The organism is Proteus penneri (genome assembly GCF_022369495.1).
GTDB lineage: Bacteria > Pseudomonadota > Gammaproteobacteria > Enterobacterales > Enterobacteriaceae > Proteus > Proteus penneri.
On record NZ_CP059690.1, the window covers coordinates 1,250,325 to 1,276,767 of the forward strand.

A 26,443-nucleotide genomic window follows, 5' to 3' on the forward strand; every position below is an offset into this window, starting at 1 on the left:
GAAGGCATATATTATGTTAGATATTAAAAATTTACATGTCAGTGTTGAAGGCAATGAAATCCTGAAAGGACTAGATTTGCAAGTTCGTGCAGGCGAAGTTCATGCGATTATGGGACCAAATGGTTCAGGTAAAAGTACCTTATCTGCAACACTTGCTGGTCGTGAGGAATATGAAGTAGATGAAGGTTCTATTACTTTCAAAAATAAAGATTTATTAGAATTAGAACCTGAAGAACGTGCAGGTGAAGGTATTTTTATGGCATTTCAATATCCTGTTGAAATACCCGGTGTTAGTAATCAATTTTTCTTACAATCTTCAGTGAATGCAGTAAGAGAATATCGTGGGCAAGAGCCGTTAGATCGCTTTGATTTTGAAGATTTTATTGAAGATAAAATCAAATTACTGGATATGCCTCAAGATTTGTTAACACGTTCTGTTAACGTGGGGTTTTCAGGTGGCGAGAAAAAACGTAACGATATTTTGCAAATGGCCGCACTAGAGCCTGAACTATGCATTTTAGATGAAACCGACTCAGGGCTTGATATTGATGCATTAAAAATCGTGTCTAATGGTGTTAATAGCCTACGTGATGGTAAACGTGCGTTTATTGTTGTAACACACTATCAACGTATTCTTGATTATATTAAACCTGATTTTGTGCACGTGCTTTATCAGGGAAAAATCATTAAATCAGGTGATTTTTCATTAGCGCAAAAATTGGAGGAACAAGGTTATGGCTGGCTTATTGACCCTCAATGAAAAGCGTGAAAAACAGCGCCAAGTTGAACTACGTAATCAACAAGCACTAAAGACGTTTTCTGAATTATATCATCAACGTAAAGGTGACGATAATCTCAATGCTCGCAATCATTGGTTGCAAGTTGAGAAAGTCGGTTTTCCTGTTTATCGTCATGAAGATTGGCACTATACGCCATTAGATGAGACGTTAAGCCAAAGCTATCAACAGTTGCCAGCTTTTGATGTGCAAAGTCTAATTACTAAACATGCTTTAGCGCTTGATTGTTATCGTGTTGTGATGGTAAATGGTACGTTTTCGCCAATAGAAAGCAGTGAAGAATTTGGCCCTTATCAAGTGACGTTACTTGATAATCAGAGTGAGTTACCTGAGGCCGTCAATGGTGAAATTTTTCTGCATTTAGTTGAAAGTTTAGCCCCACATCCTTTGCTTATTACCCTGAAAAACGGTGTTATTGCGGATAAACCGCTTTATATCCTTAATATTACACAAGGCGAAAGTGGTGCAGAGGTGAATAACGCGAATTATCGTTTTCACCTTGATGTAGGTGCTAATACACAAATGCAGGTTATTGAGCACTATATCAGCAGTGACAACAAAAACCGTCATTTTACAGGTGCAAGATTAACAGCAGCGATTGGTGATAATGCCTCTTTTAACCATATTAAATTAGGTTTTGAGAATGGCGTAAGTCAGCACTTTGCTCATAACGATCTGACGATAGGTCGTGATGCTCGAGTTAATAGTTATGCTTTTTTATTAGGTGCTAAACTCAGCCGTCATCATACGAGTTCGGCGCTAAAAGGTGAAAATACAGTGCTTTCAATGAATAGCGTTGTATTACCTAAAGCAGGTGAAATTGCAGATACTCGTACTTGGTTGGTCCATGGTGAGAAAAATTGCCAAAGTCGCCAATTACATAAAAGTATTGCTATGGATGCAGGAAAGGCCGTATTTAACGGTATGATCACTGTTACGCCACAAGCATTAAAAACAGACGGTCAAATGACTAATAATAATCTGTTGTTGGGTGATAAAGCGCAAATTGATACTAAACCACAGCTTGAGATCTATGCTGATGATGTGAAATGTAGCCATGGTGCCACTGTGGGGCGAATTGATGATGAACAACTATTTTATTTACGTTCACGCGGTATTTCTTTAACCGATGCTCGTAAAATGATTATTCATGCATTTGCTGCTGAATTAACTGAATCGATAGAAAATAGTGTGATTAAATCGCTTGTATTAGACAGAATCAATCAGCGCTTATTAGAGGTATAAAATAAGGCATTATGACGCATTCCATTGAAAAAGCGCGAGATGACTTTCCAATTCTTTCACAGCAAGTGAAAGAAAAATCACTGGTCTACCTCGACAGTGCCGCAAGTGCTCAAAAACCAGCTTGCGTCATTGAACATGAAAAGCAGTTTGCCTTAACACAATATGCCGCGGTTCATCGCGGCATTCATACGTTAAGTGCAAATGCGACAACATTAGTTGAAAATGTCCGTAAAAAAGCTTGTGATTTTTTAGGTGCCCATAGCGAAGAAGAGATTGTTTTTGTTAAAGGAACAACGGAAGGGATCAATCTAATTGCGAATGTTTATAGTCAACGATTTTTAAATGATGGTGACAATATCATCATCACAGAAATGGATCATCATGCAAATATTGTTCCTTGGTATATGTTGGCAAAACAGTGTGGTTTTAATGTTCGTGTATTACCGCTATTACAAGATGGTACACTCGATTTAGCTCAATTACCTCGCTTAATCGACGAAAGAACTAAATTACTCAGCCTTACGCATCAATCAAATGTATTGGGCACAGTGAACCCTATCGCTCAAATTATTCGTGATGCTCGCCAATATGCTATTGAGCAAGGAGGGGAGTTACATATATTGGTTGATGGTGCTCAAAGTGCAATGCATCAAACCATTGATGTTTCACAACTTGATTGTGACTTTTTTGTTTGTAGCGGCCATAAACTTTATGGACCTACTGGTATTGGTCTGCTGTATGGTAAAAAAGCGATACTGAATGAATTACCGCCTTGGGAAGGAGGTGGTGCAATGATAAAGCATGTTCATATTAATGGTGATATTACCTACGCAGATGCACCTTGGCGTTTTGAAGCGGGAACACCGAATATAATGGGAATGATTGGCTTAGGCGCTGCATTAGATTATCTTTCAAATTTAGGCATGAATAATATTGCTGAGTATGAAAATCATATAATGAAGTATGCTCAAAAGCAGCTACAAAAAGTAAAATCATTAACGCTGTATGGCAATGATTCTCGCCAAGGTGTGATAGCCTTTAATTTAGGTAAACATCACGCTTATGACGTGGGTGCTTTTCTTGATAATTATGGTATTGCTATTCGTACAGGGCATCATTGTGCGATGCCAATTATGGATTATTATCAAGTTCCTGCAATGTGTCGTGCATCTCTTGGCTTATATACCAATAAAAATGATATCGATGCGTTGGTTAATGCGCTATTACGTGTTGAAATGTTATTAGGTTAAAGATTAAAAAAGAGGTTATTCATGGCAGTTGCCAATTTGCCAGATGAAGCAAAACTATTACGCAATTTTTCTCGTTGCCAAGATTGGGAACAGCGTTATCTTTATATGATGGAGCTAGGTGAGCGTCTCCCTCCTTTAACAGATGAACAACGCATTTCAGCTAACTTTATTGAAGGTTGCCAAAGCCAAGTATGGATTGCTGTTTCTCTTAATGAGAGTAAACAACTTATCCTTGCTGGTGATAGTGATGCAGGCATTGTTAAAGGACTAGTCGCCTTGGTTATTATCTTATTTCAAGGTAAAACAGTTGAGCAAGCTTTAGCGACGGATGTAAAACATTATTTTTCATCATTAGCACTAGAAAGCCACTTAACACCTTCTCGTACGCAGGGTTTACATGCAATGGTTACGACACTAGTTAAGCGTTTTTCAGAATACGCTGTAGCATAAATGTTACCTGATCCCGCTTTAATGTTCTAAACTGACTTATTATATGAAAGCATAACAATGATAATGTTATCATCATAATAGTCAGTTTATTTTATTTCTAACACACGGGATAAACGATGAAAAAATGGTTAACTCTCTTGGGTGCATCGCTATTAGGGATGAGTAGTCACTTATCTTATGCGACAGAATATCTACTACCTGCTGATGACCAGCGTATTATTGGTGAAAACTTTTCATATATAGTTCCCAATGATAAACGCTCACTAGAAGCTATTGCGTCCGAATACCAAGTGGGGTTGCTTAATATGATGGAAGCGAATCCTGGTATTGATCCTCTTTTACCGGATGCGGGTAAAACATTAACTATTCCATTACAGATGATCTTGCCTGACACGGTGCGAAAAGGCATTGTTATCAATCTTGCAGAATTGCGCCTGTATTATTACCCCAAAGAAGGTGGCACAGTTGATGTTTACCCTATTGGAATTGGTCAATTAGGGCGAGAAACCCCTGAAATGGTGACATCGATTTCTCAATTAATTAAAGATCCTACTTGGACACCGACGGCGAATATTCGCAAAAACTATGCGGCTAAAGGGATCACACTACCGGCTGTCGTTCCTGCTGGTCCTGAAAACCCTATGGGAGCATATGCTTTAAGATTGGCACATAGCCGAGGTGAATACCTTATTCATGGTACTAATGCTGATTTTGGTATTGGCTTAAGAGTGAGTTCTGGCTGTATTCGTTTAAGACCAAATGATATTGAGACGTTATTTAATGTGGTACCTAAAGGTAGCCGTGTTCAGGTGATCAATAAGCCGATTAAATTTACTGAAACTGCAGACGGTAGACAGTTTATTGAAGTTCATCAGCCACTATCCCGCAATGAAGATGACGATCCACAAACCATGCCATTAACTTTTACTAAGCAATTTAATCAATGGTATGAAAGTGGCAAGGTTGATAAAGATAAAGTCGATGCTGAGCTTATTCGACGTTCTGGTATTCCTGTAGAGGTTACAGCTTACTAGTCAGTTTGGATGATATGATCAAAAATAAAATAGGTGCTTCAGGTACCTGTTTTGTTTTGAGTTTCACAAAAATAACAAAAGACTTCTTTATAAAATCAATAGCGTTAAAAATGCCTTACTATCAAAATGTTTTCTATTAATAGTAAGGTATTTTAATGAGAGTTTCATCTAGTAATGAACATTTGATAAAGGGAAATAATAATATCACTTCTAGTGTGGGGGATGGTTTAGAGAAACTATTTAATAATATATCTCAGGTGAAAAATAGCGGCAAAACGTTTTTATGTGGAGATAAAAAGCTAAAAAGTGAAAATATTCAATTAATGTGCAATGAGCTCCTTCAACGAGTCATTCCCAAAGAGGGATCGAGGAAATATGAGTTAATTGGAATAGAGGTTTTGCCTGATATGGCGAGCTCTAGAGTCTCCTACACAAAATCTTCAAAGTCAGTGACTGAGCTGTTTAATATTCTAGAGAATGAATTTAAAAAAGTAAGTGGTATTGAGTATTCTGTACTAACAATAACTCAACAAAAAAGTGTTGATAAAATTAGAGATACATTTAGTCAGATATCTATTCAAGCTGATAAAAATATCAAATATAATTCGCACTTAGCTACTAATTTTAATTTAAATGAGCGTATAAAAGCCCTGGGTATCGATAAACTTCACAATAATTAATAACCTTATAAAAAACCAAAGCCCTAACATTGTTAGGGCTTTGTGATTAATGATAACCTTAAGCTGCTTTCAGCCTATTGGTGAGTCAAATTACTTTTTATAAGTGGTGACTTGGTTATCTAAACGTTGATTTGCACGAGCCGCTTCATCGTAAGCTGATTTAGCTTCAGCGCGAGCAGATTGTACATCACTACTTAGTTGTTGAACTTGCGTGTTCAGGCGGCTTACGTCAGAAGAGATTTGATCTAATTGTGCATTATTACTAGAAGAACAACCCGCTAATAAGCCTGAAGCCAGAATTACCGCACCTAGTACAAGTTTCGCTTTCATAGTTACAACCTCTATTATTAGTTTGTGTAAAGGAACAAGTAGCATTTATATGAAACCATGAATAAGTATGGCACATATATAAGAAAATGCTGGATTTATTTACCGCATTCTACTGAACCATAAGTTGAACAATAGAAAAAATAACACTTAAAACGCAAATCTTCAGTACAAAAAATGCGTGTTATTTCACAAAAGATTTTTATTCATAAAAGTCTGATAGAAAAACATTTTATCTGCATTGTTTTATTGTCACTTATCTTTATCGCTATAAAGTACTACCTAAATTTACTTTTATGAAAATAGGTTCTACCTCATTTTTAAACGACTCAAGTGCAAATTTTTGGAAGTTGAGATCGTTATATCCCCTAAAGAGGAGTATCCCTCGTTCTAAATCGGTGAGTGTTGTCCATACCGAAAACTCACTTGTATGAAGAGCTTTTAATGTGTTATGACCTAGTAAAGGATCGATTGTAGAATTTTTAGGGCGATCAAAACGATTCATAATATGCGCCAGTTCAACAAGTTGTGTGTCTTGATCAAAAACTTGATGATAATACGTTGTGTAGTAGACAGCACGAATAAATCTATCAACAGAAGTATCAGAGCTTGGCAATGTTGCTAACGCAATTCCACTATCTGGTTGTCTTACCTTAATATGTCCCAGTGTGCTGGTGGAAATATTAATATTAGAAAGATGAGTATAATTATTTAAGTTGGTCAGATGCCATGGAAATAGTGGGCCATTAGTCATACAGTAAGTCGGATTATCATAAATACGCAATTTCCCTTCTGAAACTTCAACAACAATGCAAGCGCCTGTTTTATCATAAAAAGCATAATGGAAAGGGCTGGGTAAATTGTGTAATAGAAGTAACCTTTGTGACCAAAATGCTGTTTTAGGGATGTTTTGTTTTAATTCTTCAACAGTTGCATATTGTGCTAAAGCCCATTCACCAATTGCTGCGATAGGCACTGAGGTTGCGTAGTTTTCAGGGCTAAGATCATCGAGTTTTGAATCAGGGAGCATGTTCAAGCTAAAAGAAAGCCCTTCTGTATTGACTCCTTCAAGTACGTCTTTTGTTCCTTCTAAATTAATTGGTGCGGTAATGGCGATAAAAGGGTATTTAACGGCATATTTTAATCCTGGGGTACCATCGGGGGCATTTTGTTGGAAGGTATGAGCTTTAGGATAATATGCAAATATTGAAGCTGGTTTGTCGACTGAAAATTCCATTGTTCTACCATGATAAATGCGATTTTTTTTGTCTTTAATAGCAAGGGTAGTACAAGCAAAAGCATGGGCATTTATTGCAGACATTTTACATCCTTATTTCACTTACATTAATAAAATAGTTTATTAAAAGCATAGAAGAAATATGGACAGTAAGAGAGGAAAAATCAGTAGAAGAGAAGAAAATATAGGAAGAGAAGAAAAAACGCCACGATAACCGTGGCGTTTGAGCTATTGACGTACTATTAAATTACAGAACGTGAACAGATGAAGTATTTGTTGTACCGCTATCAACTAGGGCACCCGTAACCATAACAACACGCTCACCAGCATGAGCTAAACCACTTGCTAATGCTGCTTCTTTACCAATACGGTAGAAGTCATCAGTAGAAGCGATTTCGTTAACTAATTGAGTGGTAACACCTTTAACTAATAGCAACTGACGTGCAGTTTCTTCGTTATTTGTTAAAGCTAAGATTGGTGCAGTTGGGAAATATTTACGAATAGAACGCGCTGATTTACCACCGAAAGTTGCAACAACAATCAGAGGCGCATCTAAGTTTTCAGCCATTTCTACCGCACCGCGACAAACTGCTTCAGTTACACGTAATTTTGCAGTTGTTTGTTTGTAATCAAGGCGAGATTGCATAATACGGTCTGTACGATCACAGATAGTTGCCATGATAGTCACTGCTTCTACTGGGTATTTACCTTTCGCACTTTCACCTGACAACATAACAGCATCAGTACCATCTAAGATAGCATTTGCAACGTCACCTGCTTCAGCACGAGTAGGGCGTGGGTTTTTGATCATTGAATCTAACATTTGCGTTGCAGTGATAACCACTTTACGCGCAGCGTTACATTTTTCGATCATCATTTTTTGTGCGAAGATAACTTCTTCAACTGGGATCTCAACACCTAAGTCACCACGCGCAACCATGATACCGTCAGAGGCTTCTAAGATCTCATCAAAATTATTTAAACCTTCTTGGTTCTCAATTTTTGAGATGATCATAATGTTTTCGCCGCCGTGTGCTTTTAAATGAGCACGCATTTCTTCTACGTCAGAACGTTTACGAATAAATGATGCTGCAACGAAATCAACGCCTTGCTCGCAACCAAAGATAAGATCTTGTTTATCTTTTTCAGCTAATGCAGGTAAACCGATAGAAACGCCAGGTAAGTTCACACCTTTGTTTTCACCTAGGTCACCGTTGTTTAAAACTTCACAAACAACTTCAGTATCAGTTACAGCAGTTACCTTCATGCCGATAAGACCATCATCAACTAAAACGGTGTTACCAACAGTTAAATCTTTAGCGAAACCTTCATAAGTGACAGCAACGCGGTCTTTATTACCAACGACAGTTTTGTCTGTGGTAAAAGTGAAAGTTTGGCCAGCAACTAAAGAGACATCGTTACCACCTTCTAATTTGATGGTACGGATTTCTGGGCCTTTAGTATCTAATAAAATAGCAGCTTTTTTGCCTGTTTTAGCGCAAACGTTACGCAGGTTCTTGATACGGTTGCCATGCTCTTCATAGTCACCGTGAGAGAAATTTAGACGCATAACATTCATGCCCGCGTCCAGTAATTGATTTAGTTTTTCTTCAGATTCGGTTTTTGGTCCGATGGTGCAAACAATTTTTGTCTTTTTCATGGCAGTCTATTTAATGGTTGTATTGTAATGGATGAATAAGGATTAATGTCGCTATTTTTAATCAACTGTGCGAAACAGAATATATAACTCATCTCTAATGGATAAGTTGCGCAACATGTTAATGATTCAGCAACATCATAAAAAACTTGTCACTATTTTGTATCGAAGGTTGGTAGACATCTTACATTATAGTCTATCACGATTCATTTGTTCTGTTTTCTAAAGATGCCCGTAAATCAATACGCTGAAACCTTTCAACAAAATTATGTTTTGTATTATAGAGGTTAATTTCTATGAAGAAAATCGAAAAAAGGTAAATTTAAGTGATGTGATCAAAATACGGTGCTGACTGCTTATTTTTTAAACGTTTTGTTGCGCAATAAAATATTGCAAGCAAAATTAATTATTTTGTAGGGTAGGTAAGATGAGTAAAAATTAGAAAAAAGAGAAATGGTGCGTCCAAGTGGACTCGAACCACCGACCCCCACCATGTCAAGGTGGTGCTCTAACCAACTGAGCTATGGACGCACTGTATTGGGATGTTGTTGAAAAATAAATGGTGCGTCCAAGTGGACTCGAACCACCGACCCCCACCATGTCAAGGTGGTGCTCTAACCAACTGAGCTATGGACGCATTATCTATTCTGGGTAACAACGGGAACGAATATTAACGAGATGATCTGATTCTGGCAAGAGGAAAAACACAAATTTATACTCAACTGCTCGTATTTAAAGCTATTTGTTGATATTTGTGTCATTCTCTTGCCAAATTAACCTTTTTTGTTTAACGCTCTGAGCGTAATAACACCACTTCATCAGATTGACGCTGGATCCACCAAATACGAGAACCCATCATAATCGCGGATGCGGTTAAACCAAGAATAAAGCCAATCCAGAAGCCGGCAGGGCCCATTGCTTCAACAAAATAATCAGTACGCCCTAAGATATAACCTGAAGGCAGACCAATGACCCAATAGGCAATAAAGGTAATAAAGAAGATAGAGCGCGTGTCTTTATACCCACGTAACACACCCGAGCCAATAACTTGTACTGAATCTGATAACTGATAAAGTGCAGCGAATAACATAAGATGAGACGCTAATGTTACCACTTCAATATTATCGTTATACATTAACGCGATTTTTTCTCTAAAGATGATAGAGAAAATCGCGGTACAACTTGCTATCATTAACCCAACTGCAAGTGCTGTAATCGCTGAAGTACGGGCTTGTTCTGTAGATCGTTGTCCTAAGTTGTGACCAACACGGATTGTCGCCGCTATTCCCAATGATAGAGGGAACATAAACATCAACGAGCTAAAATTCAGTGCAATTTGATGACTTGCCACTGCAGTAACGCCCAAAGGTGAAACTAATAATGCAACAACGGCAAATAGTGTTACCTCAAAGAATAAGGCTAGGCCAACGGGTAAGCCTAAAATAGTAATACGTTTTATCATGTGGAAATCAGGGCTTACTAAACGTTTCTTTGGCATAACGTCACGTTGTGTCGGTGCTCGGCGCACGTAATAACGCATCATTAAGAACATCGCCCAGAAAACAGAGGCCGTTGCAACACCGCAACCAATCCCCCCTAATTGTGGTGCACCAAATTTACCGTAAATAAAGGCATAGTTAACAGGGATATTAATCAATAATCCAATAAAGCCAATGATCATGCCGGGTTTTGTTTTCGATAATCCCTCACATTGGCTTCTCAGTACCTGATAATATAGGCAACCAGGGGCTCCCCACATAATGGCATGTATAAATCCTATGGCCTTTTCGGCTAATTCGGGTTCGATATCATGTTGCGCTTCAATAATAAAACGGCAGTTATAAAGAATAGCAATTACCATGATTGATAAGAAAGTGGCGAGCCAAAAACCTTGCTGTGTACGATTAGCAATGTGTTTTCGTTGTCCTGAACCATTTAATTGTGCAACGATTGGTGTTAAAGCCATTAATATGCCTTGGCCTAATAAAATCGTTGGTAACCAAATAGACGTACCTACTGCTACTGCCGACATCTCTGTAGCATTTACAGCACCCGCCATGACAGTATCAACCACTCCCATTGCTGTTTGGGAAAATTGCGCGATGATAACGGGGATACCGAGAGCAAGTAAGCTACGCGCTTCTCTTATATACTTCTGCACGCATACACCTTTATTTATTATAAGAAAACGAGAAAGGGGGAGAACAAACGTCGCGTTGTTAAATGACGTAAAGAGATCCTCAAGACCGCTTATTCTAATGATAAAAGTTTAATTAGCAACGAAAGAAATTAGGCTTTTTAAACACAGAATTTTGATAATTTATTAGGTGTTTTTACGCTATATTGAACGGCAATAATTAATAAGGAACAAATACGGTAATTGTTCCTTTGGATTAATACGAGCTATGTTATCCTGAATAGCATAAAACCTAAATTGAGTTTACCAGTTTATCGACCCAAGGAGATGTAAGATGTTTACAGGTATTGTTCAGGGAAAAGGGCGGGTTATTGCTATCGAAGATAAAGGCGATTTTCGTACCCATATCATTGAATTACCCAACGAGTTAGTCAGCAATTTAGAAACAGGTGCTTCTGTTGCAAATAATGGTTGCTGTTTAACGGTTACTAAAATTGAAGGCACACATATTAGCTTTGATTTAGTGAAAGAGACATTACGTTTAACTAACCTTGGTGAATTAAAAGTCGGCTCTGAAGTAAATATTGAGCGAGCGGCTAAATATGGTGATGAAATTGGTGGGCATGTGATGTCTGGTCATATTGTGACAACGGCTGAAGTTGCCAAAATTATTACATCAGAGAATAACTTACAAATCTGGTTCCGTATCTTTGATAAAGCATTAATGAAGTATATTTTACACAAAGGTTTTATCGGTATTGATGGGATCAGTTTAACTGTTGGCGATGTGGTTAATAACCGTTTTTGTGTACACTTAATTCCTGAAACGCGTGATAGAACAACATTAGGTTGTAAACGTCTTGGTGATAAGGTCAATATTGAACTTGATCCTCAAACTCAGGCAATTGTAGATACAGTAGAGCGCGTTATGGCACAGCAGAAAGCTTTGTTAGTGGCAGCCGAACAAAATGAAAATAAGGAATAAGAAGCACATAATTAACTATTGACGTGTTGCGCTAACAAGGGTACTAAAAAGCCAGTTTATTGATTAAACTGGCTTTTTAAGAAAAAATCAACGTGGAATTTGTAAACCGCCAATCTGTCCTTTAGGGCTTAACATAATTTGCCATAATTGAATATCTCTGGCTCTAAATGCACCTGCACACGCATTTAGATAATAGCTAAACATGCGTTTAAAACGAGGCGTGTAATTTGACTCAATATCTGGCCAGCAGGCTAAAAATCGTTGATACCATGCCATTAAGGTTTTATCGTAATCAGCACCGAAATTGTGCCAATCTTCCATTACGAATTTACCGTCTATCGCACTTGCAATTTTTTGGATGGAGGGTAAACAACCATTAGGAAATATATATTTACTGATCCAACTATCTACATTCACTTTATCGCGATTAGAACCTATGGTATGCAATAAAAACAGACCATCTTCCTTTAAATTACGACGAACCACATCAAAATAGGTTTCATAGTTTTTAGGTCCTACATGTTCAAACATACCGACTGAAACGATACGATCAAATTGTTCATGTAAATCGCGGTAGTCTTCTAAAATAATATTAACATCAAGTCCTTGGCATCGTTCTTGTGCCAATTTCTGTTGTTCAATAGAAATAGTAACCCCTGTGACAGAAACACCAAAATGTTTTGCCGCATAAGCAGAAAGTCCTCCCCAGCCACAGCCAATATCTAGTAAGGTCATTCCTGGTTTTAGATCTAATTTTCGGCAAATTAAATCTAATTTATGTTCTTGGGCTTGGGCTAAATTATCGGCCTGTTTCCAGTATCCACAGGAATATTGCATATTAGGATCAAGCATGGCGATAAATAAATCATTACCGAGATCGTAATGTTCTTTACCTACCATCCAAGCTCGTTTTTGTGTTTGTAAATTGAAAAGGCGTGCTGTCGCAATTCTGAAAATATCATGTAGATTTTTAGGAAGTTTATTTTCAAGGCCTGCACGTAAAATTTTATGAAAAAATATATCTAGTCGTTCACAATCCCACCAGCCATCCATATAGCTTTCACCGAGTCCAAGTGAACCTTGCTGTAATACTCTTTTATAAAAATTTTGATTATTAACTTGAATATCATAAGGTTCTGAACCATTAACTCGAATATCAGCATGAGTTAATAGTTCGATAGCAATCCTTTTATAAGGATCATTGGAGGTCTTTCGGCCTTCTTCTACACAAGATGTACTCATAAATTCTCCGGCGTAAACTAAGCGGGTTTAGAGACATAAACTAAGAAAGAATGTGCGTAGATAGATAGTATTAAAATAGTATTGTGTTCAATATGAATTGAACGGATAGAATTAATAAAACAACTAATCTCACATAATCAGCGAATAATTTGTTTAATGCCTCAAAATCCGAAAGAAAATAGATAAAGCGCAGTTAAGCGTTTAGATAAGTATAGGTATGTGAATTATTTTTCTCTATAAAATAAAACGGCCATTTTTTATAAAATAGCCGTTTTGAGAATTATCTTAAAATAAAAGGGGGAGTTATTCAGTTGCTTGAACTGTGTGTTTGGCAACAGATTTATTACGCTGAATAAAGTAACCAACTGCCATTGGGATCGCTGTTAACGCCATAATTGCAGTAGTGTTAATTAGGGGATGCTGGCTGATAAATGCAGACACGATAAAACTTGCTAAACTACAAAGACCCAGTTGTAGCGCATTTTGTAATGCGGCTGCTTTACCACTGATTTCAGGATAAGCCGATAAAGCATTAGATACAGCGATTGGATAGGAAGCGCCATTCATTGCAGCCATAATACAGAACGGAATTAAGATCGTGGTTAATGTTGGCTCAGTAAATTTAGCAACAAGGTATAATGCAGTCATACTAACAGCATAACCAATTAATAGCAGTGGTAATAATGTTTTACCCGTCATTTTTGATAGTAAAATACGACAACCATAGCCACCGACCATAAAGGCAATAGTTTGTGGAATATAACTTAAACCAATATCCTGCGGAGAGTAGCCCATTTTTTCAAGAATGATTGGTGAGCCAGCTAACCAAGCAAAGAAACCTGCACTACAAGACGCGTAAACTAATACGTTACCAGTGTAGAGCGGGGATTTTAATAAAGTCATAAATGAGGCTGAAGATTGGTTTGCATCTGTGACGGATTTTTGTTTAATGTTTTTTAGCATTAATGTCGGTAACATCAAAACTAAAGTTACCGCCATTAACAGCATGAAAATCATACGCCAGCCACCATGGTTTAATAATGATGCACCGATCAAAGGCGCAAGTGCTGGGGATAACGCAACCAGTGGCATAATTAAAGCAAAAACGCGCTGAGCGCGAGATTCATCGAAACGGTCGATGACAAGAGCTTGCCAAATAACAGCTGCAGAACAGACACCAAAAGCTTGTAAGAAGCGCATCGCAAGTAAACCTGTCGCACTTTCAACCCACAACATGCCAAGGCAGCCTAAAGAGAAAAGGCTTAACCCAATAAGAAGAATAGGTTTTCGACCTACTTTGTCAGAAAGTGGTCCCCAAAGTAACTGAGCAACAGCAAAACCAAATAAAAAGATACTTAAGCTATTACTGATAGCGCCTTCGCTGATAGCGAGTTCACGCTGCATCATACCGAATGCAGGCAAGTACATATCAATTGCTAAGTAACCTAGCATACTCAAACCAGCTAGGTACACCATGAAGCTCATAGGTGTTTTTGATTGTGTGGACGTTTTAGTATTCATTTTATTTTCTATGCTATGTGATGTAGAACATTTTATGTATTGTAACTAAGACTTATTTTACTTGTGAAACGGGAATATTTGGTTAATGCTGTGAAAAATTTTCAAAGGAATAAACTCTATGTGGTCAGAATACTCTTTAGAAGTTGTTGATGCAGTTGCAAGAACAGGAAGTTTTAGCTCAGCTGCGCAAGAATTGCACAGAGTGCCATCCGCCGTTAGTTACACTGTTCGGCAATTAGAAGAATGGCTTGCTGTTCCTCTGTTTGAGCGCCGTCACCGTGATGTAGAACTAACCGATGCAGGTAAAATTTTCATCAAAGAAGCACGATCTGTTATCAAAAAAATGAATGACACCCGACATCTATGTCAACAGGTTTCCAATGGGTGGCGTGGTCAATTTAGTATAGCAGTTGATGGCATTGTTAAACCCGAAAGAACACAACAACTTATTCTCGATTTTTATCGTCATTTTCCTGATATTGAGTTGTATGTCTACCCAGAAGTGTTTAATGGGGTATGGGACTCCTTAGTTAATGGTCGTGTTGATTTAGCCATTGGTGCAACAAGAGCGTCACCAATTGGTGAACGTTATAGTTTCAGGGATATGGGTTTTATGCCTTGGCGCTGTGTTTGTCATGTTGATCACCCATTAGCTAAAGCGGAACATCCACTAACGGATGATGAAATGCGACCTTATCCTAGCCTATGTTTAGAGGATACATCACGTAGTTTACCAAAGCGTGACACTTGGGCGTTAAATAACCAACGTAGAATGGTTGTACCAACGTGGGATATGGGGCTTGAATGTTTGTTGGCAGGATTATGTGTAGGAATGGTGCCTTGGCATCGTGCTGAGCCATTGATAGTCCAAGGAAAGTTAGTTACTTTGCAACTGGCACAGCCATTGCCAGACAGCCCATGCTGTCTGACGTGGGTCGATAAAAGTGAATCGCCTGCTTTGACATGGTTGTTAGATTATCTTGGAGATAGCCAAACCTTAAATGAGGAATGGCTTCGCTAGAAATCAGATAGCTGGATAAATAAGAATTAACGGCGGTAGTCGATAAAAGGACCGTCGGCAACTGAACGGCGCTCAACTAATCGCGGATGAACTTCGATTGTTTGGGCGTCTTCGCGTTTATTAACGATGCGATCAAGCAACATTGATAATGCCATTTGGCCTAAACGCTCTTTTGGCTGATGAACGGTTGTTAGCGCAGGTGTAAAATAACGTGCATTACGAATATTGTCGTAGCCCACAATAGAAATATCTAAAGGAACACGCAGGCCAAGTTCATCCGCAGCGCAAATTGCGCCCATTGCCATGACATCACCACCACAAAAAACTGCAGTAGGGCGCTGTTTTTGGTTTAGCATTTGATACATCGCTTTATAACCAGATTCAGGTTCAAAGTCACCTTGTACAATCCACTCATCTTTTACTGTGATTTTGGCTTCTTCCATAGCTTTTAGAAAGCCCTGTAGACGACCACCACCAGTGTTGCGCTCTAATGGTCCAGGAATAATACCGATATCGCGATGACCACGCTCAATAAGGTAACGACCTGCGATATAGCCGCCATGGAAAGCGTTATCGATAATGGTATCAGTAAAGTCACCACGCGCTTTTCCCCAATCCATGACAACCATGGGAATATTACGATAGCCTTCTAAAAGAGTCAGAAGGTGATCAGGATATTCAGAACACATGACTAATAATCCATCAACACGTTTTTGTGCCAGCATGGCTAAATACGCTTTTTGCTTATCAAGATTGTTATGTGAGTTACATAAAACCAGTGTATAGCCTTTGCTATAACAACTATTTTCAACTGCTTCAATCACCTCAGCGAAGTAAGGAGCTTCACTGGACGTGGCTAACAGGCCAATAGATTTGGTGTGATTGACTTTCAAACTACGCGCAACGGCACTTGGCGAATAATTTAATTCTTTTATAGCGGCCCAAACTGTTGCTCGTGTGTTCTCAGCAACAAAACGGGTTTTGTTGATCACATGAGAAACAGTCGTGGTTGATACGCCTGCGCGTTTTGCCACGTCTTTTATTGTTGCCATGGTGTGGAAAACTCCTGACCTTCATTGGTCTCTTTTATCTAATTTTATGGTTTAACTGCCAGTATAGTCATACATAGGGCAAACACTGGCAATAATTTAGCGATTAGCTGTGAATTTTGTATGATCTAGCTCAAAAGTGAAAGTATTAATCAATGTTATAAATTGTGCACTAGTCGCTATTTTAACAAATTCTGATATGTGATAATAATTAACCATGACAAGGTTATGGTTAATAATGTGTATTATAATCATTTTGAGGGAGAATAGATGGATACGGATCTGAAATTTGGTTTGAGTACAGCAGTAGCAGCGCTGGTTATGATTGTTATTTTTTCTACTCTGCTTTTCTAATCATGTTTTAATAAGTACTCGATTAATTTAAGTAATAGATTATCGAATACTGAATATAACAAAGGGCTCAAGGCCCTTTGTTATTATGTCATCAAAAATGAATCTCAATCATTCACCTTTGATTATCAATCTAAATTAAGCAAGGTTAGCTTCAACAAATGACCAGTTAACCAATGCCCAGAACTCTTCTAAATATTTAACACGTGCATTGCGGTAGTCGATATAGTAAGCATGTTCCCATACGTCTACAGTTAATAGTGGTTTATCTGCACCTGAAACTGGCGTTGCCGCATTAGAGGTGTTAACAATTGCAACTGAACCGTCAGCTTTTTTAACTAACCAAGTCCAACCTGAACCGAAGTTTTTTGCTGCGGCATCATTAAATTGCTTTTTGAATTCTTCAAAAGAGCCAAATGCCTTGTTGATAGCATCAGCAATTTTACCTGTTGGTGCACCACCTGCATTTGGTGCTAAGCAGTTCCAGTAGAAAGTGTGATTCCATACTTGTGCCGCGTTATTGAAAATACCACCATCGGTAGACTTGATGATTTCTTCTAAAGATTTGCTTTCTAAATCAGTACCTTTAACTAGGTTATTTAAATTAGTTACATAGGTTTGGTGGTGTTTGCCGTAGTGATATTCTAAAGTTTCTTTAGAGATATGTGGCTCAAGAGCATCTAACGCATAAGGTAATTTTGGTAATTCGAAAGACATTGCGTACTCCTTTAAACTATCTATTTCGGGTTTTGTGCCTGAAATCATTCCATCAAAACCATTTGAATCGATAGAATGAGGCAAATGAATCACTAATTTGTTACTATTTTGCTAATTATTTTAACAAAAATTCATTGAAATAACAGCTAAATATCTTTTATCTATAGTTATAAGCCATATAGATTAGTTATACTCATAAGAGTATAGCTCACTGAGCAACTCGTAAAGCAGTAAAATAATGGCTGTAATCAGAGCCTAGATTCTCTAATTGTGGCATATTCTGCTTATTCCATTATCAATGTGTACATCATTTTCACTACGACTAAGAATAGAAATAATGCAAATATTTGACGAACCCTTGGGATAGGGAGGCGATAAGCAACTTTCACACCGATAGGGGCGAAGAGAATGCTAGTAATACTTATTCCGATAAAGGCAGGTAAGTAGATAAAACCGAGGTAATAGTCATCAATATTTGTTTGATTCCAGCCATAGATAATACCCATGATGGTGCCTATGGCAGCGATGATGACACCAATCATTGAAGAGGTTGCAATACATTTACGTGTATTAAATCCCCAATGACTTAAAAGAGGAATAGTGATAGTACCACCAGCAATACCGATAAAACTGGATATAAAGCCAATTAAAGAGCCACCACTTGTTAACGCAGGTTTTGAAACAATAGGATCTTTCACGTTTTCAATACGTTCAGCTTCTTTCTTTTTAGTTAATAATCCATAGATGGTATATACCATGAAAATACAGAACACGATTTGTAATATCGTGTTTGACATTTTTTGTACCAGAAATGTCCCAACAAGCATACCGATGATAGTGCCGATAGATAATAGAGGAAATTGCTGCCATAAAATGGCTTTATGTTTGTTATGGGAATACGCTGAAGATGCTGTAGAAAATATAATCACAGAGAATGAGGTAGATAAGGCAATTTTCATCACCATATCTATTGGAATAGCTTGTTGACTCACTACATACATAACTACCGGAACAATGATTGCACCGCCTCCTATGCCAAGTAGCCCAGCAAAAAAGCCAGTAATACATCCTACTACAAGAAACAGCAAAATCATGTCCATAGTTAATACTCATCAGGTTTTATAACAAACCTATTTATATACATTATATCCTTTTAAGAAGGTAGCGTTTTATCTTAATGTATTGATTATGAAATTTAATGTGTTGGTTTTAATGTAAAAGTTGCTTTTTTCTTCTTCAATATAAAGGATAGTTAGTGATTGTGTCAGTAGTAAGAGGAAAAGAGTAAAATGAAGCACAGTCATAACCATCTGTAATGTATTGACTTATTTTTTATATTTCATGGTGTGTTTTTTATCAGTAATCCCATGGTTTAATACCAACTCATTGTTTTATATCGATAACTAAACTTATATAGAGGTTTCTAATATAAAGTGGTATTCTTCTTTCATGTTTTCCCCTATAAAGCATATCGAATATAAAAGGCTGTAAGGACTTAATAAATGACGACTATTGAAAAAATTGAACGCCAGATCAACGAAAACCCAATTATTTTATACATGAAAGGTTCACCAAAATTACCAAGTTGTGGTTTTTCTGCTCAGGCAGTTCAAGCTATCTCTGCTTGTGGTGAGCGTTTTGCGTATGTTGATATCCTGCAAAACCCAGATATTCGTGCAGAATTACCAAAATATGCGCATTGGCCAACCTTCCCACAATTATGGGTAGATGGTGAATTAGTCGGTGGATGTGATATTATTTTAGAAATGTATCAGCGCGGTGAATTACAGAAGTTATTAAAAGAGACTGCTGATAAATATCGTGGTGAAGAAGAAGCACAGTAATTAAATTTTTATCGTTTCGCTATTGAAACGCATAAAAATAATGAGTTCTTCAAGAAAAAGCCAGTTCATTAATAAACTGGCTTTTTCTATTATTCATAAATGTATCAGCGAAATTATGGCTTCAAGGTGTAGGTAATGGCCATCCACCCAGTTTTTTCCAGCGGTTAACTAATTCACAAAAAAGTAATGATGTGCGATTAGTATCATATAATGCACCATGCGCTAATTTGCTATCAAAAGGAATGCCAGCGGTGATGCAGGCTTTAGCTAAAATTGTCTGTCCTAATACCAACCCACTTAAAGCCGCAGTATCAAAGGTGGCAAAAGGGTGAAAAGGATTACGTTTTAATCCAGCACGTTCAGCCGCAGCCATGACAAAGCTGTGATCAAAATTTGCATTATGGGCCACAATAATGGCGCGATTACAATCTGCATCCTTCATTCCTTTACGTACCATTTTAAAAATAGCATGCAAAGCTTCATATTCACTGACTGCGCCACGAAGTGGATTTGTTGGATCAATGCCTGTAAATTCTAAGGCAGCAGGTTCTAAGTTAGCCCCTTCAAAAGGTTCAACATGAAAATGTAATGTGTTATCAGGTTTTAGCCAACCTTGTTCATCCATTTTTAATGTAATAGCGGCGATTTCAAGTAAACCGTCTGTTTTCGCATTAAATCCACCTGTTTCAACATCAATAACTACAGGGTAGTAACCTCGAAAACGGTTACAAAGCTTATTGGGATTATTTATATCAGGCATTAAGTTGTACTTATCCGATAAAAATAAAATATCGGAAATTGATAATCAGTAAGGCCAGAAAGATAACATATGTATCTTTCTGGTTTTTATAAAAATTAGTTACCTAGAGCGTGACTTGCACTTTTATTTTCGATGAGCTCGATTTTATATCCATCAGGATCTTCAACAAAAGCAATAATTGTTGATCCACCTTTTACTGGGCCAGCATCACGGGTAACATTACCGCCAGCTTGGCGAATGGCTTCACAGGTCGCGGCAACATCATCAACACCTAATGCTACATGCCCAAAAGCAGTTCCCATTTCGTAGCTATTTACACCCCAGTTATAGGTTAATTCGATAACTGCACCAGTGCTTTCATCACCATAACCAACAAAAGCTAACGAGTATTTATATTCCTCATTCTCGCTAGTGCGTAGAAGTTGCATACCTAAAACCTTGGTATAAAAGTCGATAGAACGTTGTAAGTCGCCCACACGGATCATGGTATGAAGTACTCGCATATAAACCTCTTGTGTTTTTTAATGATTAAACCCTACAGATAAACTGATGGCGGGGTACTATAACGCGTTAAAGCCCTAAAGTTCAATTTTACTACGCTTTTAACAGTTCAATAAATCATGTTGTGCAGATAATATCTCTATTAACTATACTCTATTGTAACAAACAATAGGGAGGGAAAATCAAATGCAGGAACAATTAGAATTTTTTGATATTCCTAGTCCTTGTATTGGGCGTTGTGAAATGAATATGCAAGGATATTGTGTTGGCTGCTATCGCAGCCGTCAAGAGCGGTTTAATTGGTCAACAATGAATCAACAAGAGAAAAGAAATATATTACGGCTTTGTCAGCAACGTTATTTAAGGTCATTAAAGAAATTGGGTTCTACAATTGAAAAAGAAAATAAACAACTCAATTTATTTTAAATATTCTATTTATTTTTTAATATTAAAATAATAATTAACTATCTTTTTAATTCATTATTTTTATTTATTGTAGTTATGATGTTTATTATTTTTTCTTTATTAATCTAAGGTTGATATTTTAAATTGTTACCATGCTGTATTATTTTTAATTGATTGATTGTAAATGTGTTTTTTTTGCTTCTGCTATTGTCTGTAAAATAATAATTATTATTATGTAAAAAAATATAGATTAGTTTTTATAACAAGGTTATTCTTTATGAACTTTCATGGCTAGAAAGAAATGGTTTAATTATGTCTGGAAAATAATTACTTATCTAATAAATGGGATTATAACTATATTAGTTATTAAAGGTAATGTTTTAATTAAAAAGAATAGGTAAATATCGTATTAAAAATGAATATCTAAACTTTGTAATAAGTTGACTGAAAATGCTAATTAAGGAGAGATAAGTGGAATCAACATTAGGAGCTGATTTAGCGCGTTTAGTTCGATTATGGCGTGCTTTAATTGATCATCGTCTCAAACCATTAAAATTAACTCAAACCCATTGGATTACTTTGTATAATATCAGCCAATTACCTCCAGAGCAGTCACAAATCCAATTGGCAAAAGCGATAGGAATCGAACAGCCGTCTTTAGTGAGAACCTTAGATCAACTGGAAGAGAAAAAACTGATATGTCGCCATACATGTGCAAATGATCGTAGAGCAAAACGTATAAAATTAACAAAAGAATCTGAACCTTTTATTAATGAGGTTTATGCTGTTATAGAAAAAACGAGACGAGAAATATTAGGTGGTATTCAACGAGAGGAAATAGAAAGACTAATAAGTACAATCCAAAAACTAGAAAAAAATATAAATAGGTTAAATGACTAATAATTTCAAATTTAATATATATTCTAATTAAATAATATTAATTATATGATGATAACAATACTCTCAATAATCCAATGTTCAGCTAGAACACAAGTGAATGAGTCACTAGGGACATATAAAATATGCAATTGGTGCGAGTAAACGATATCAATAACACTGAAAATTGACGAGTATATAAAAAAATCATTATATATTCATAATTGTAATAACTAGATTATATATTTTGCTCTCTCTTTAGATTAATTATTATTGGGTCATAAAATAAAACAGGCAACTTTAATGTTGCCTGTTTTTTGTTACTAATTAGCGAGGAGAAACAGTTAAGTTATTTCCATTACCGATAACTGCAACACGTTGACCTTTACTATACACAGTATTATCTGCTTTTTGAACGATAGCGACAGTTCTACCACTATCTAAACGAACTTCAATTTGAACACCCTTAGTCGTATTTAAAGCACCTTGTGCTTGTTGTCCTGCCATACCACCTGCAATTGCACCAGCGGCTGTTGCAAGGTTACGACCTGTTCCTCCGCCAACAGTGTTACCTAACATACCGCCGAGAACGGCACCACCGATAGCGCCTAAAATATTTTCATCGCTACCCGCTTGAATATTGACTGAACGTACAGAAACCACTGTACCATAAGTAATATTTTGAGCTTGTTTGGCTTGACTTGCAGTATAAGTGTCACCTGATAGTGAACTTGTATTCACACAACCAGTAAGTACAGTCATTGTGAAAAGGCCAATAAGTAAATGCTTAAACATAGTCACTCCTAAAGAAAACCTGAGGTAAATTGCTCAGATTATACCAATGTTGTCTATTATCAGTTATAGCTTGTTTTTTGCGTATGTCGAGACTGATTTTAATAATATATAGCTTACTATATAGTAAAAGCCGATAGTAAAAACAGAAGAGATTTCTGAAAAAAAGAGAATATAACATTATATGTTAAAAATTTGCATCATCTTGATTATAAGGAAAAGAACATGATAGCAGGGCGGTACATTGGTGTGATGTCTGGCACAAGCTTAGATGGTGTTGATGTTGTATTAGCTGCAATCAATAATAAGTTCGTTGCACAACAAGAAAATCACTTTCTGCCTTATCCTCAGAATCTACGCCAACGAATTTTAGCTGTTTGCCAAGGGCAACCGACTACCTTGCATGAAATCGGTCTATTAGATGCTCAGTTAGGTGAACTTTATGCGCAAGCAATCATAGAATTACTCTCAAAAGCAAAGCTTAGCGCGAGTGATATTACGGCGATAGGGTGTCATGGACAAACTGTTTGGCATGAGCCAGAAAGTGATATGCCATTTACTATGCAAATTGGTGACAACAACCGTGTTGCTACACTAACAGGAATTACGACGGTCGGTGATTTTCGCCGCAGAGATATTGCTTACGGTGGACAAGGGGCGCCTTTAGTGCCTGCTTTTCATCTTGCCGTATTAGGACATCCTGTTGAAAAGCGTATTATTTTAAACATTGGTGGCATCGCCAATATCTCATTGTTATTACCCGGTATTGCCGTTAAAGGCTACGATACAGGACCAGGAAATATGCTATTAGATAGCTGGAATTGGATCCATAACCAAACACCCTATGATGATAATGGCAAATGGGCTGCGACTGGTACTGTAAACCCAACTTTATTGAAAGATATGCTTTCGGATCCTTATTTTTCGCGTTCAGCACCTAAAAGTACAGGGCGAGAATATTTCAATACACAATGGTTAAATTACCATTTAGCAAGAGTACCTAATGTTTTTCCTGAAGATGTACAAGCAACGCTAGTTGAATTAACCGCGATAAGTATTGCGCAACAGATACAATTAAATGGTGGATGTGAACGTTTACTCGTTTGTGGTGGTGGGGCGCGAAATGGGCAAATTATGCATCGATTAGCTTCACTATTACCCGGTACAGAAGTCGCAACAACGGATAAATATGGTTTAAGTGGTGATGATATGGAAGCACTGGCATTTGCTTGGTTAGCCGCGCGCACTATTGCAAATGAATCAGGGAATTTACCTTCTGTAACAGGGGCATCGAGAGAAACTGTTTTAGGGGCGATTTACCCTACAAATCCTCGTTAAGCGTGATATGCTGAATGCAGTTTCTCAAAAGAGAGAGTGAAAAATGACAGATCTTGATTTTATTGATGTTGCTGATTTACGCCGTGAATATATGAAAGGTGGATTACGACGTCATGAGTTAACTGAACAGCCATTGGTATTGTTTGAGAAATGGCTAAAACAAGCTTGTGAAGCGCGTTTAAGCGATCCTACGGCTATGTGTGTTGCAACTGTTGATGAAAATGGACAACCTTACCAGCGTATCGTGTTATTAAAGCACTTTGACGAACATGGCTTAGTTTTTTACACCAACTTGGGCAGTCGCAAAGCGAGCCATTTAGAGCACAATCAACGCGTTAGTTTATTATTCCCTTGGTATCCATTAGAAAGACAAGTTTGTTTTTTAGGGAAAGCCGAAAAACTGTCTCCTATTGAAGTTATTAAATATTTCCATAGTCGCCCTAAAGATAGTCAAATTGCAGCGTGGGCTTCTCGACAGTCTTCTCGCATTTCCGCAAGAGGCGTGTTAGAAAGTAAGTTTCTAGAATTAAAGCAGAAATTTCAAAATGGGGAAGTGCCATTACCGAGTTTCTGGGGGGGATATCGTGTGACATTTGATTCTGTTGAATTTTGGCAAGGAAGAGAAAATCGGCTGCACGATCGCTTTATCTATCAGAAATCACCACAAGGATGGGACATTGAGCGATTAGCACCTTAATAGAGTGTTAATAAATTTGCCTCAAAAAGTCTTTTTCTACTGGTACTTAATGTAGTGGCGCTTTATGCTATACCACTCGTGTTTCACTTATATTTTAAATAGACAAAAAACAATAAACCGATGGAGTCATTGATGTCTAGCAAGAACCTAATCACACAATTGCAGGAGCGTGGGCTAATTGCTCAGGTTACGGATGAGGCAGCTTTAGTCGAGCGTTTGGAGCAAGGTCCTATCGCTCTCTATTGTGGCTTCGATCCTACCGCTGATAGCCTGCATTTGGGGCATTTGGTTCCTTTGCTGTGTTTAAAACGATTCCAACTAGCCGGGCATAAGCCTGTGGCGTTGGTGGGTGGTGCAACGGGTCTGATTGGTGATCCTAGTTTTAAAGCCACCGAGCGCAAACTGAATACCCAAGATACTGTTCACGAATGGGTAGAAAAAATTCGTAAACAAGTGTCACCTTTCTTAGATTTCGACAGTGGTGAAAACAGTGCGGAATTAGCAAACAACTATGACTGGTTTGGTCAAATGGATGTGCTGACATTCCTGCGTGATATCGGTAAACACTTCTCTGTGAACCAAATGATCAACAAAGAAGCGGTTAAACAGCGTTTAAACCGTGACGATGTGGGTATCTCTTTTACTGAATTCGCCTATAACCTATTACAAGCTTATGACTTCGCGTCATTAAATACGCATTTAGGTGTTGAATTACAAATCGGTGGCTCTGATCAGTGGGGTAATATCACTTCAGGTATCGATTTAACCCGTCGTTTCAATCAGAAACAAGTATTTGGTATGACTGTACCATTAATTACTAAATCTGACGGAACTAAATTCGGTAAGACAGAAGGCGGTGCGGTTTGGTTAGATCCTAAGAAAACAAGCCCATACAAATTCTATCAGTTCTGGATCAATACAGCAGATGCTGATGTTTATCGCTTCTTAAAATTCTTTACCTTTATGAGCATTGAAGAAATTAATGCACTTGAAGAAGAAGATAAAAATAGTGGTCAAGCGCCTCGTGCTCAACGTGTATTAGCAGAACTTGTTACAGGTTTAGTTCATGGTGAAGACGGTTTAATCGCCGCTAAACGTATTACAGAAAGCTTATTCTCTGGTGCAATTGCAGACTTAACACAAGCTGATCTTGAACAATTAGCACAAGATGGTATGCCAACAATTGAGTTAGAAAAAGGCAGTGATTTGCAACAAGCGCTGGTTAACGCAGAATTAGTTCCTTCTCGCGGTCAGGCTCGTACAATGATTGGCTCTAACGCAGTTTCAATTAATGGCGAAAAACAAGACAATCCTGAATACATCTTTGAAGAAAAAGATTTCTTATTTGGTCATTATTCTATTTTACGTCGCGGTAAAAAACACTACTGCCTTGTTATCTGGAAATAATTGACAAGTAAAGGGCAGCCGGTGAGTTGCCCTTTTTCTTAATAACAATAAATAAATGTATATACCTCGCCTATGATAATAAAGCTTGGGTGTTGTGTGTATTCACAATAATCGGTTTATGTC

General features: G+C 37.5%; 27 protein-coding genes and 2 tRNA genes. 15 read left to right on the forward strand and 14 right to left on the reverse strand.

Annotated elements, in window-relative coordinates; genetic code table 11:
* Window positions 1–13 precede the first annotated feature (13 nt).
* From sufC to H1225_RS05730, 6 genes are all read left to right on the forward strand, one after another.
* The gene (gene sufC, locus H1225_RS05705) at window positions 14–760 is read left to right on the forward strand and encodes a Fe-S cluster assembly ATPase SufC (RefSeq protein ID WP_072062556.1); all 747 of its coding nucleotides are present in this window, start codon (window positions 14–16) and stop codon (window positions 758–760) included.
* Window positions 735–2,042: a Fe-S cluster assembly protein SufD gene (gene sufD, locus H1225_RS05710; RefSeq protein ID WP_006537062.1), complete on the forward strand. Its 1,308-nt coding sequence runs from the start codon at window positions 735–737 to the stop codon at window positions 2,040–2,042. The genes sufC and sufD overlap by 26 nt, the downstream gene beginning before the upstream one ends.
* Before the next feature lie 11 nt (window positions 2,043–2,053).
* On the forward strand, window positions 2,054–3,292 hold the full coding sequence (gene sufS, locus H1225_RS05715; RefSeq protein ID WP_202608160.1) for a cysteine desulfurase SufS: 1,239 nt from the start codon (window positions 2,054–2,056) through the stop codon (window positions 3,290–3,292).
* A 21-nt stretch (window positions 3,293–3,313) separates the two neighbouring features.
* Window positions 3,314–3,742: a cysteine desulfuration protein SufE gene (sufE, locus tag H1225_RS05720; protein WP_006537057.1), complete on the forward strand. Its 429-nt coding sequence runs from the start codon at window positions 3,314–3,316 to the stop codon at window positions 3,740–3,742.
* Window positions 3,743–3,858: 116 nt separating this feature from the next.
* Window positions 3,859–4,776: a L,D-transpeptidase family protein gene (locus tag H1225_RS05725; RefSeq protein WP_161671573.1), complete on the forward strand. Its 918-nt coding sequence runs from the start codon at window positions 3,859–3,861 to the stop codon at window positions 4,774–4,776.
* 155 nt (window positions 4,777–4,931) lie between these two features.
* Complete coding sequence (locus H1225_RS05730) at window positions 4,932–5,456, forward strand: hypothetical protein (protein WP_239739548.1); 525 nt, start codon at window positions 4,932–4,934, stop codon at window positions 5,454–5,456.
* Window positions 5,457–5,546: 90 nt separating this feature from the next.
* Here the strand turns inward: H1225_RS05730 and H1225_RS05735 are convergent, their stop codons facing one another.
* From H1225_RS05735 to H1225_RS05760, 6 genes are all read right to left on the reverse strand, one after another.
* Window positions 5,547–5,786 carry an Lpp/OprI family alanine-zipper lipoprotein gene (locus H1225_RS05735; RefSeq protein WP_069369313.1) on the reverse strand — a complete coding sequence of 80 codons (240 nt, stop codon included), beginning with the start codon at window positions 5,784–5,786 and terminating at the stop codon, window positions 5,547–5,549.
* Window positions 5,787–6,051: 265 nt separating this feature from the next.
* A complete protein-coding gene (locus H1225_RS05740) occupies window positions 6,052–7,104 on the reverse strand; it encodes a linear amide C-N hydrolase (RefSeq protein WP_239739550.1) in 1,053 nt (350 codons plus the stop codon).
* A gap of 163 nt (window positions 7,105–7,267) precedes the next feature.
* Window positions 7,268–8,680 carry a pyruvate kinase PykF gene (gene pykF, locus H1225_RS05745; protein ID WP_006537052.1) on the reverse strand — a complete coding sequence of 471 codons (1,413 nt, stop codon included), beginning with the start codon at window positions 8,678–8,680 and terminating at the stop codon, window positions 7,268–7,270.
* A gap of 451 nt (window positions 8,681–9,131) precedes the next feature.
* Window positions 9,132–9,208 (reverse strand) — tRNA-Val (locus H1225_RS05750).
* Window positions 9,209–9,237: 29 nt separating this feature from the next.
* Window positions 9,238–9,314, reverse strand: a tRNA-Val gene (locus tag H1225_RS05755).
* Window positions 9,315–9,464: 150 nt separating this feature from the next.
* Window positions 9,465–10,838: an MATE family efflux transporter gene (locus H1225_RS05760; protein WP_072062550.1), complete on the reverse strand. Its 1,374-nt coding sequence runs from the start codon at window positions 10,836–10,838 to the stop codon at window positions 9,465–9,467.
* Window positions 10,839–11,148: 310 nt separating this feature from the next.
* Between H1225_RS05760 and H1225_RS05765 the strand changes: the two genes are divergently transcribed.
* Window positions 11,149–11,799: a riboflavin synthase subunit alpha gene (locus H1225_RS05765; RefSeq protein WP_161671570.1), complete on the forward strand. Its 651-nt coding sequence runs from the start codon at window positions 11,149–11,151 to the stop codon at window positions 11,797–11,799.
* Between the two features lie 87 nt (window positions 11,800–11,886).
* Here H1225_RS05765 and cfa read toward each other — a convergent pair whose 3' ends face one another.
* Both cfa and punC read right to left on the reverse strand, forming a co-directional pair.
* A complete protein-coding gene (cfa, locus tag H1225_RS05770) occupies window positions 11,887–13,041 on the reverse strand; it encodes a cyclopropane fatty acyl phospholipid synthase (RefSeq protein WP_006537049.1) in 1,155 nt (384 codons plus the stop codon).
* Window positions 13,042–13,344: 303 nt separating this feature from the next.
* Complete coding sequence (punC, locus tag H1225_RS05775; protein ID WP_109847608.1) at window positions 13,345–14,562, reverse strand: purine nucleoside transporter PunC; 1,218 nt, start codon at window positions 14,560–14,562, stop codon at window positions 13,345–13,347.
* A gap of 118 nt (window positions 14,563–14,680) precedes the next feature.
* Between punC and punR the strand changes: the two genes are divergently transcribed.
* Window positions 14,681–15,583 (forward strand): DNA-binding transcriptional activator PunR, encoded by a 903-nt coding sequence (punR, locus tag H1225_RS05780; RefSeq protein ID WP_006537046.1) that lies wholly within the window; start codon window positions 14,681–14,683, stop codon window positions 15,581–15,583.
* Window positions 15,584–15,609: 26 nt separating this feature from the next.
* On the opposite strand, the gene purR is transcribed toward punR, so the two are convergent.
* Entirely contained in the window at window positions 15,610–16,635 is a 1,026-nt protein-coding gene (gene purR, locus H1225_RS05785) for an HTH-type transcriptional repressor PurR (RefSeq protein ID WP_239739552.1), read from the reverse strand.
* Between the two features lie 267 nt (window positions 16,636–16,902).
* On the opposite strand from purR, the gene cydH reads away from it, so the two are divergent.
* Entirely contained in the window at window positions 16,903–16,986 is an 84-nt protein-coding gene (gene cydH, locus H1225_RS18415) for a cytochrome bd-I oxidase subunit CydH (protein WP_109400341.1), read from the forward strand.
* Window positions 16,987–17,121: 135 nt separating this feature from the next.
* Here the strand turns inward: cydH and sodB are convergent, their stop codons facing one another.
* Together sodB and H1225_RS05795 are read right to left on the reverse strand one after the other, a co-directional pair.
* Window positions 17,122–17,700 (reverse strand): superoxide dismutase [Fe], encoded by a 579-nt coding sequence (sodB, locus tag H1225_RS05790; protein WP_072062546.1) that lies wholly within the window; start codon window positions 17,698–17,700, stop codon window positions 17,122–17,124.
* Window positions 17,701–17,984: 284 nt separating this feature from the next.
* Window positions 17,985–18,800, reverse strand: coding sequence for a sulfite exporter TauE/SafE family protein (locus H1225_RS05795; protein WP_161723857.1), 816 nt, complete (start codon window positions 18,798–18,800; stop codon window positions 17,985–17,987).
* A gap of 402 nt (window positions 18,801–19,202) precedes the next feature.
* Here H1225_RS05795 and H1225_RS05800 point away from each other — a divergent pair, with 402 nt between their 5' ends.
* Window positions 19,203–19,544, forward strand: coding sequence for a Grx4 family monothiol glutaredoxin (locus H1225_RS05800; RefSeq protein WP_006537039.1), 342 nt, complete (start codon window positions 19,203–19,205; stop codon window positions 19,542–19,544).
* A gap of 121 nt (window positions 19,545–19,665) precedes the next feature.
* On the opposite strand, the gene rnt is transcribed toward H1225_RS05800, so the two are convergent.
* Together rnt and gloA are read right to left on the reverse strand one after the other, a co-directional pair.
* Window positions 19,666–20,304 carry a ribonuclease T gene (gene rnt, locus H1225_RS05805; RefSeq protein ID WP_006537038.1) on the reverse strand — a complete coding sequence of 213 codons (639 nt, stop codon included), beginning with the start codon at window positions 20,302–20,304 and terminating at the stop codon, window positions 19,666–19,668.
* 95 nt (window positions 20,305–20,399) lie between these two features.
* Window positions 20,400–20,807 carry a lactoylglutathione lyase gene (gene gloA / locus H1225_RS05810; RefSeq protein ID WP_036937247.1) on the reverse strand — a complete coding sequence of 136 codons (408 nt, stop codon included), beginning with the start codon at window positions 20,805–20,807 and terminating at the stop codon, window positions 20,400–20,402.
* 184 nt (window positions 20,808–20,991) lie between these two features.
* On the opposite strand from gloA, the gene H1225_RS05815 reads away from it, so the two are divergent.
* Window positions 20,992–21,231 (forward strand): DUF1289 domain-containing protein, encoded by a 240-nt coding sequence (locus H1225_RS05815; RefSeq protein ID WP_072062543.1) that lies wholly within the window; start codon window positions 20,992–20,994, stop codon window positions 21,229–21,231.
* Between the two features lie 450 nt (window positions 21,232–21,681).
* Complete coding sequence (gene slyA, locus H1225_RS05820; protein WP_239739553.1) at window positions 21,682–22,110, forward strand: transcriptional regulator SlyA; 429 nt, start codon at window positions 21,682–21,684, stop codon at window positions 22,108–22,110.
* A gap of 303 nt (window positions 22,111–22,413) precedes the next feature.
* Here the strand turns inward: slyA and H1225_RS05825 are convergent, their stop codons facing one another.
* Window positions 22,414–22,881 (reverse strand): outer membrane lipoprotein, encoded by a 468-nt coding sequence (locus H1225_RS05825; protein ID WP_006537034.1) that lies wholly within the window; start codon window positions 22,879–22,881, stop codon window positions 22,414–22,416.
* 222 nt (window positions 22,882–23,103) lie between these two features.
* Between H1225_RS05825 and anmK the strand changes: the two genes are divergently transcribed.
* The 3 genes from anmK (at window position 23,104) to tyrS (ending at window position 26,320) form a co-directional block, all read left to right on the forward strand.
* Complete coding sequence (gene anmK / locus H1225_RS05830; RefSeq protein WP_006537033.1) at window positions 23,104–24,216, forward strand: anhydro-N-acetylmuramic acid kinase; 1,113 nt, start codon at window positions 23,104–23,106, stop codon at window positions 24,214–24,216.
* 43 nt (window positions 24,217–24,259) lie between these two features.
* Complete coding sequence (pdxH, locus tag H1225_RS05835) at window positions 24,260–24,913, forward strand: pyridoxamine 5'-phosphate oxidase (protein WP_072062542.1); 654 nt, start codon at window positions 24,260–24,262, stop codon at window positions 24,911–24,913.
* A gap of 132 nt (window positions 24,914–25,045) precedes the next feature.
* Window positions 25,046–26,320, forward strand: a complete 1,275-nt coding sequence (gene tyrS / locus H1225_RS05840) for a tyrosine--tRNA ligase (protein WP_072062541.1) — start codon at window positions 25,046–25,048, stop codon at window positions 26,318–26,320.
* Window positions 26,321–26,443 lie beyond the last annotated feature (123 nt).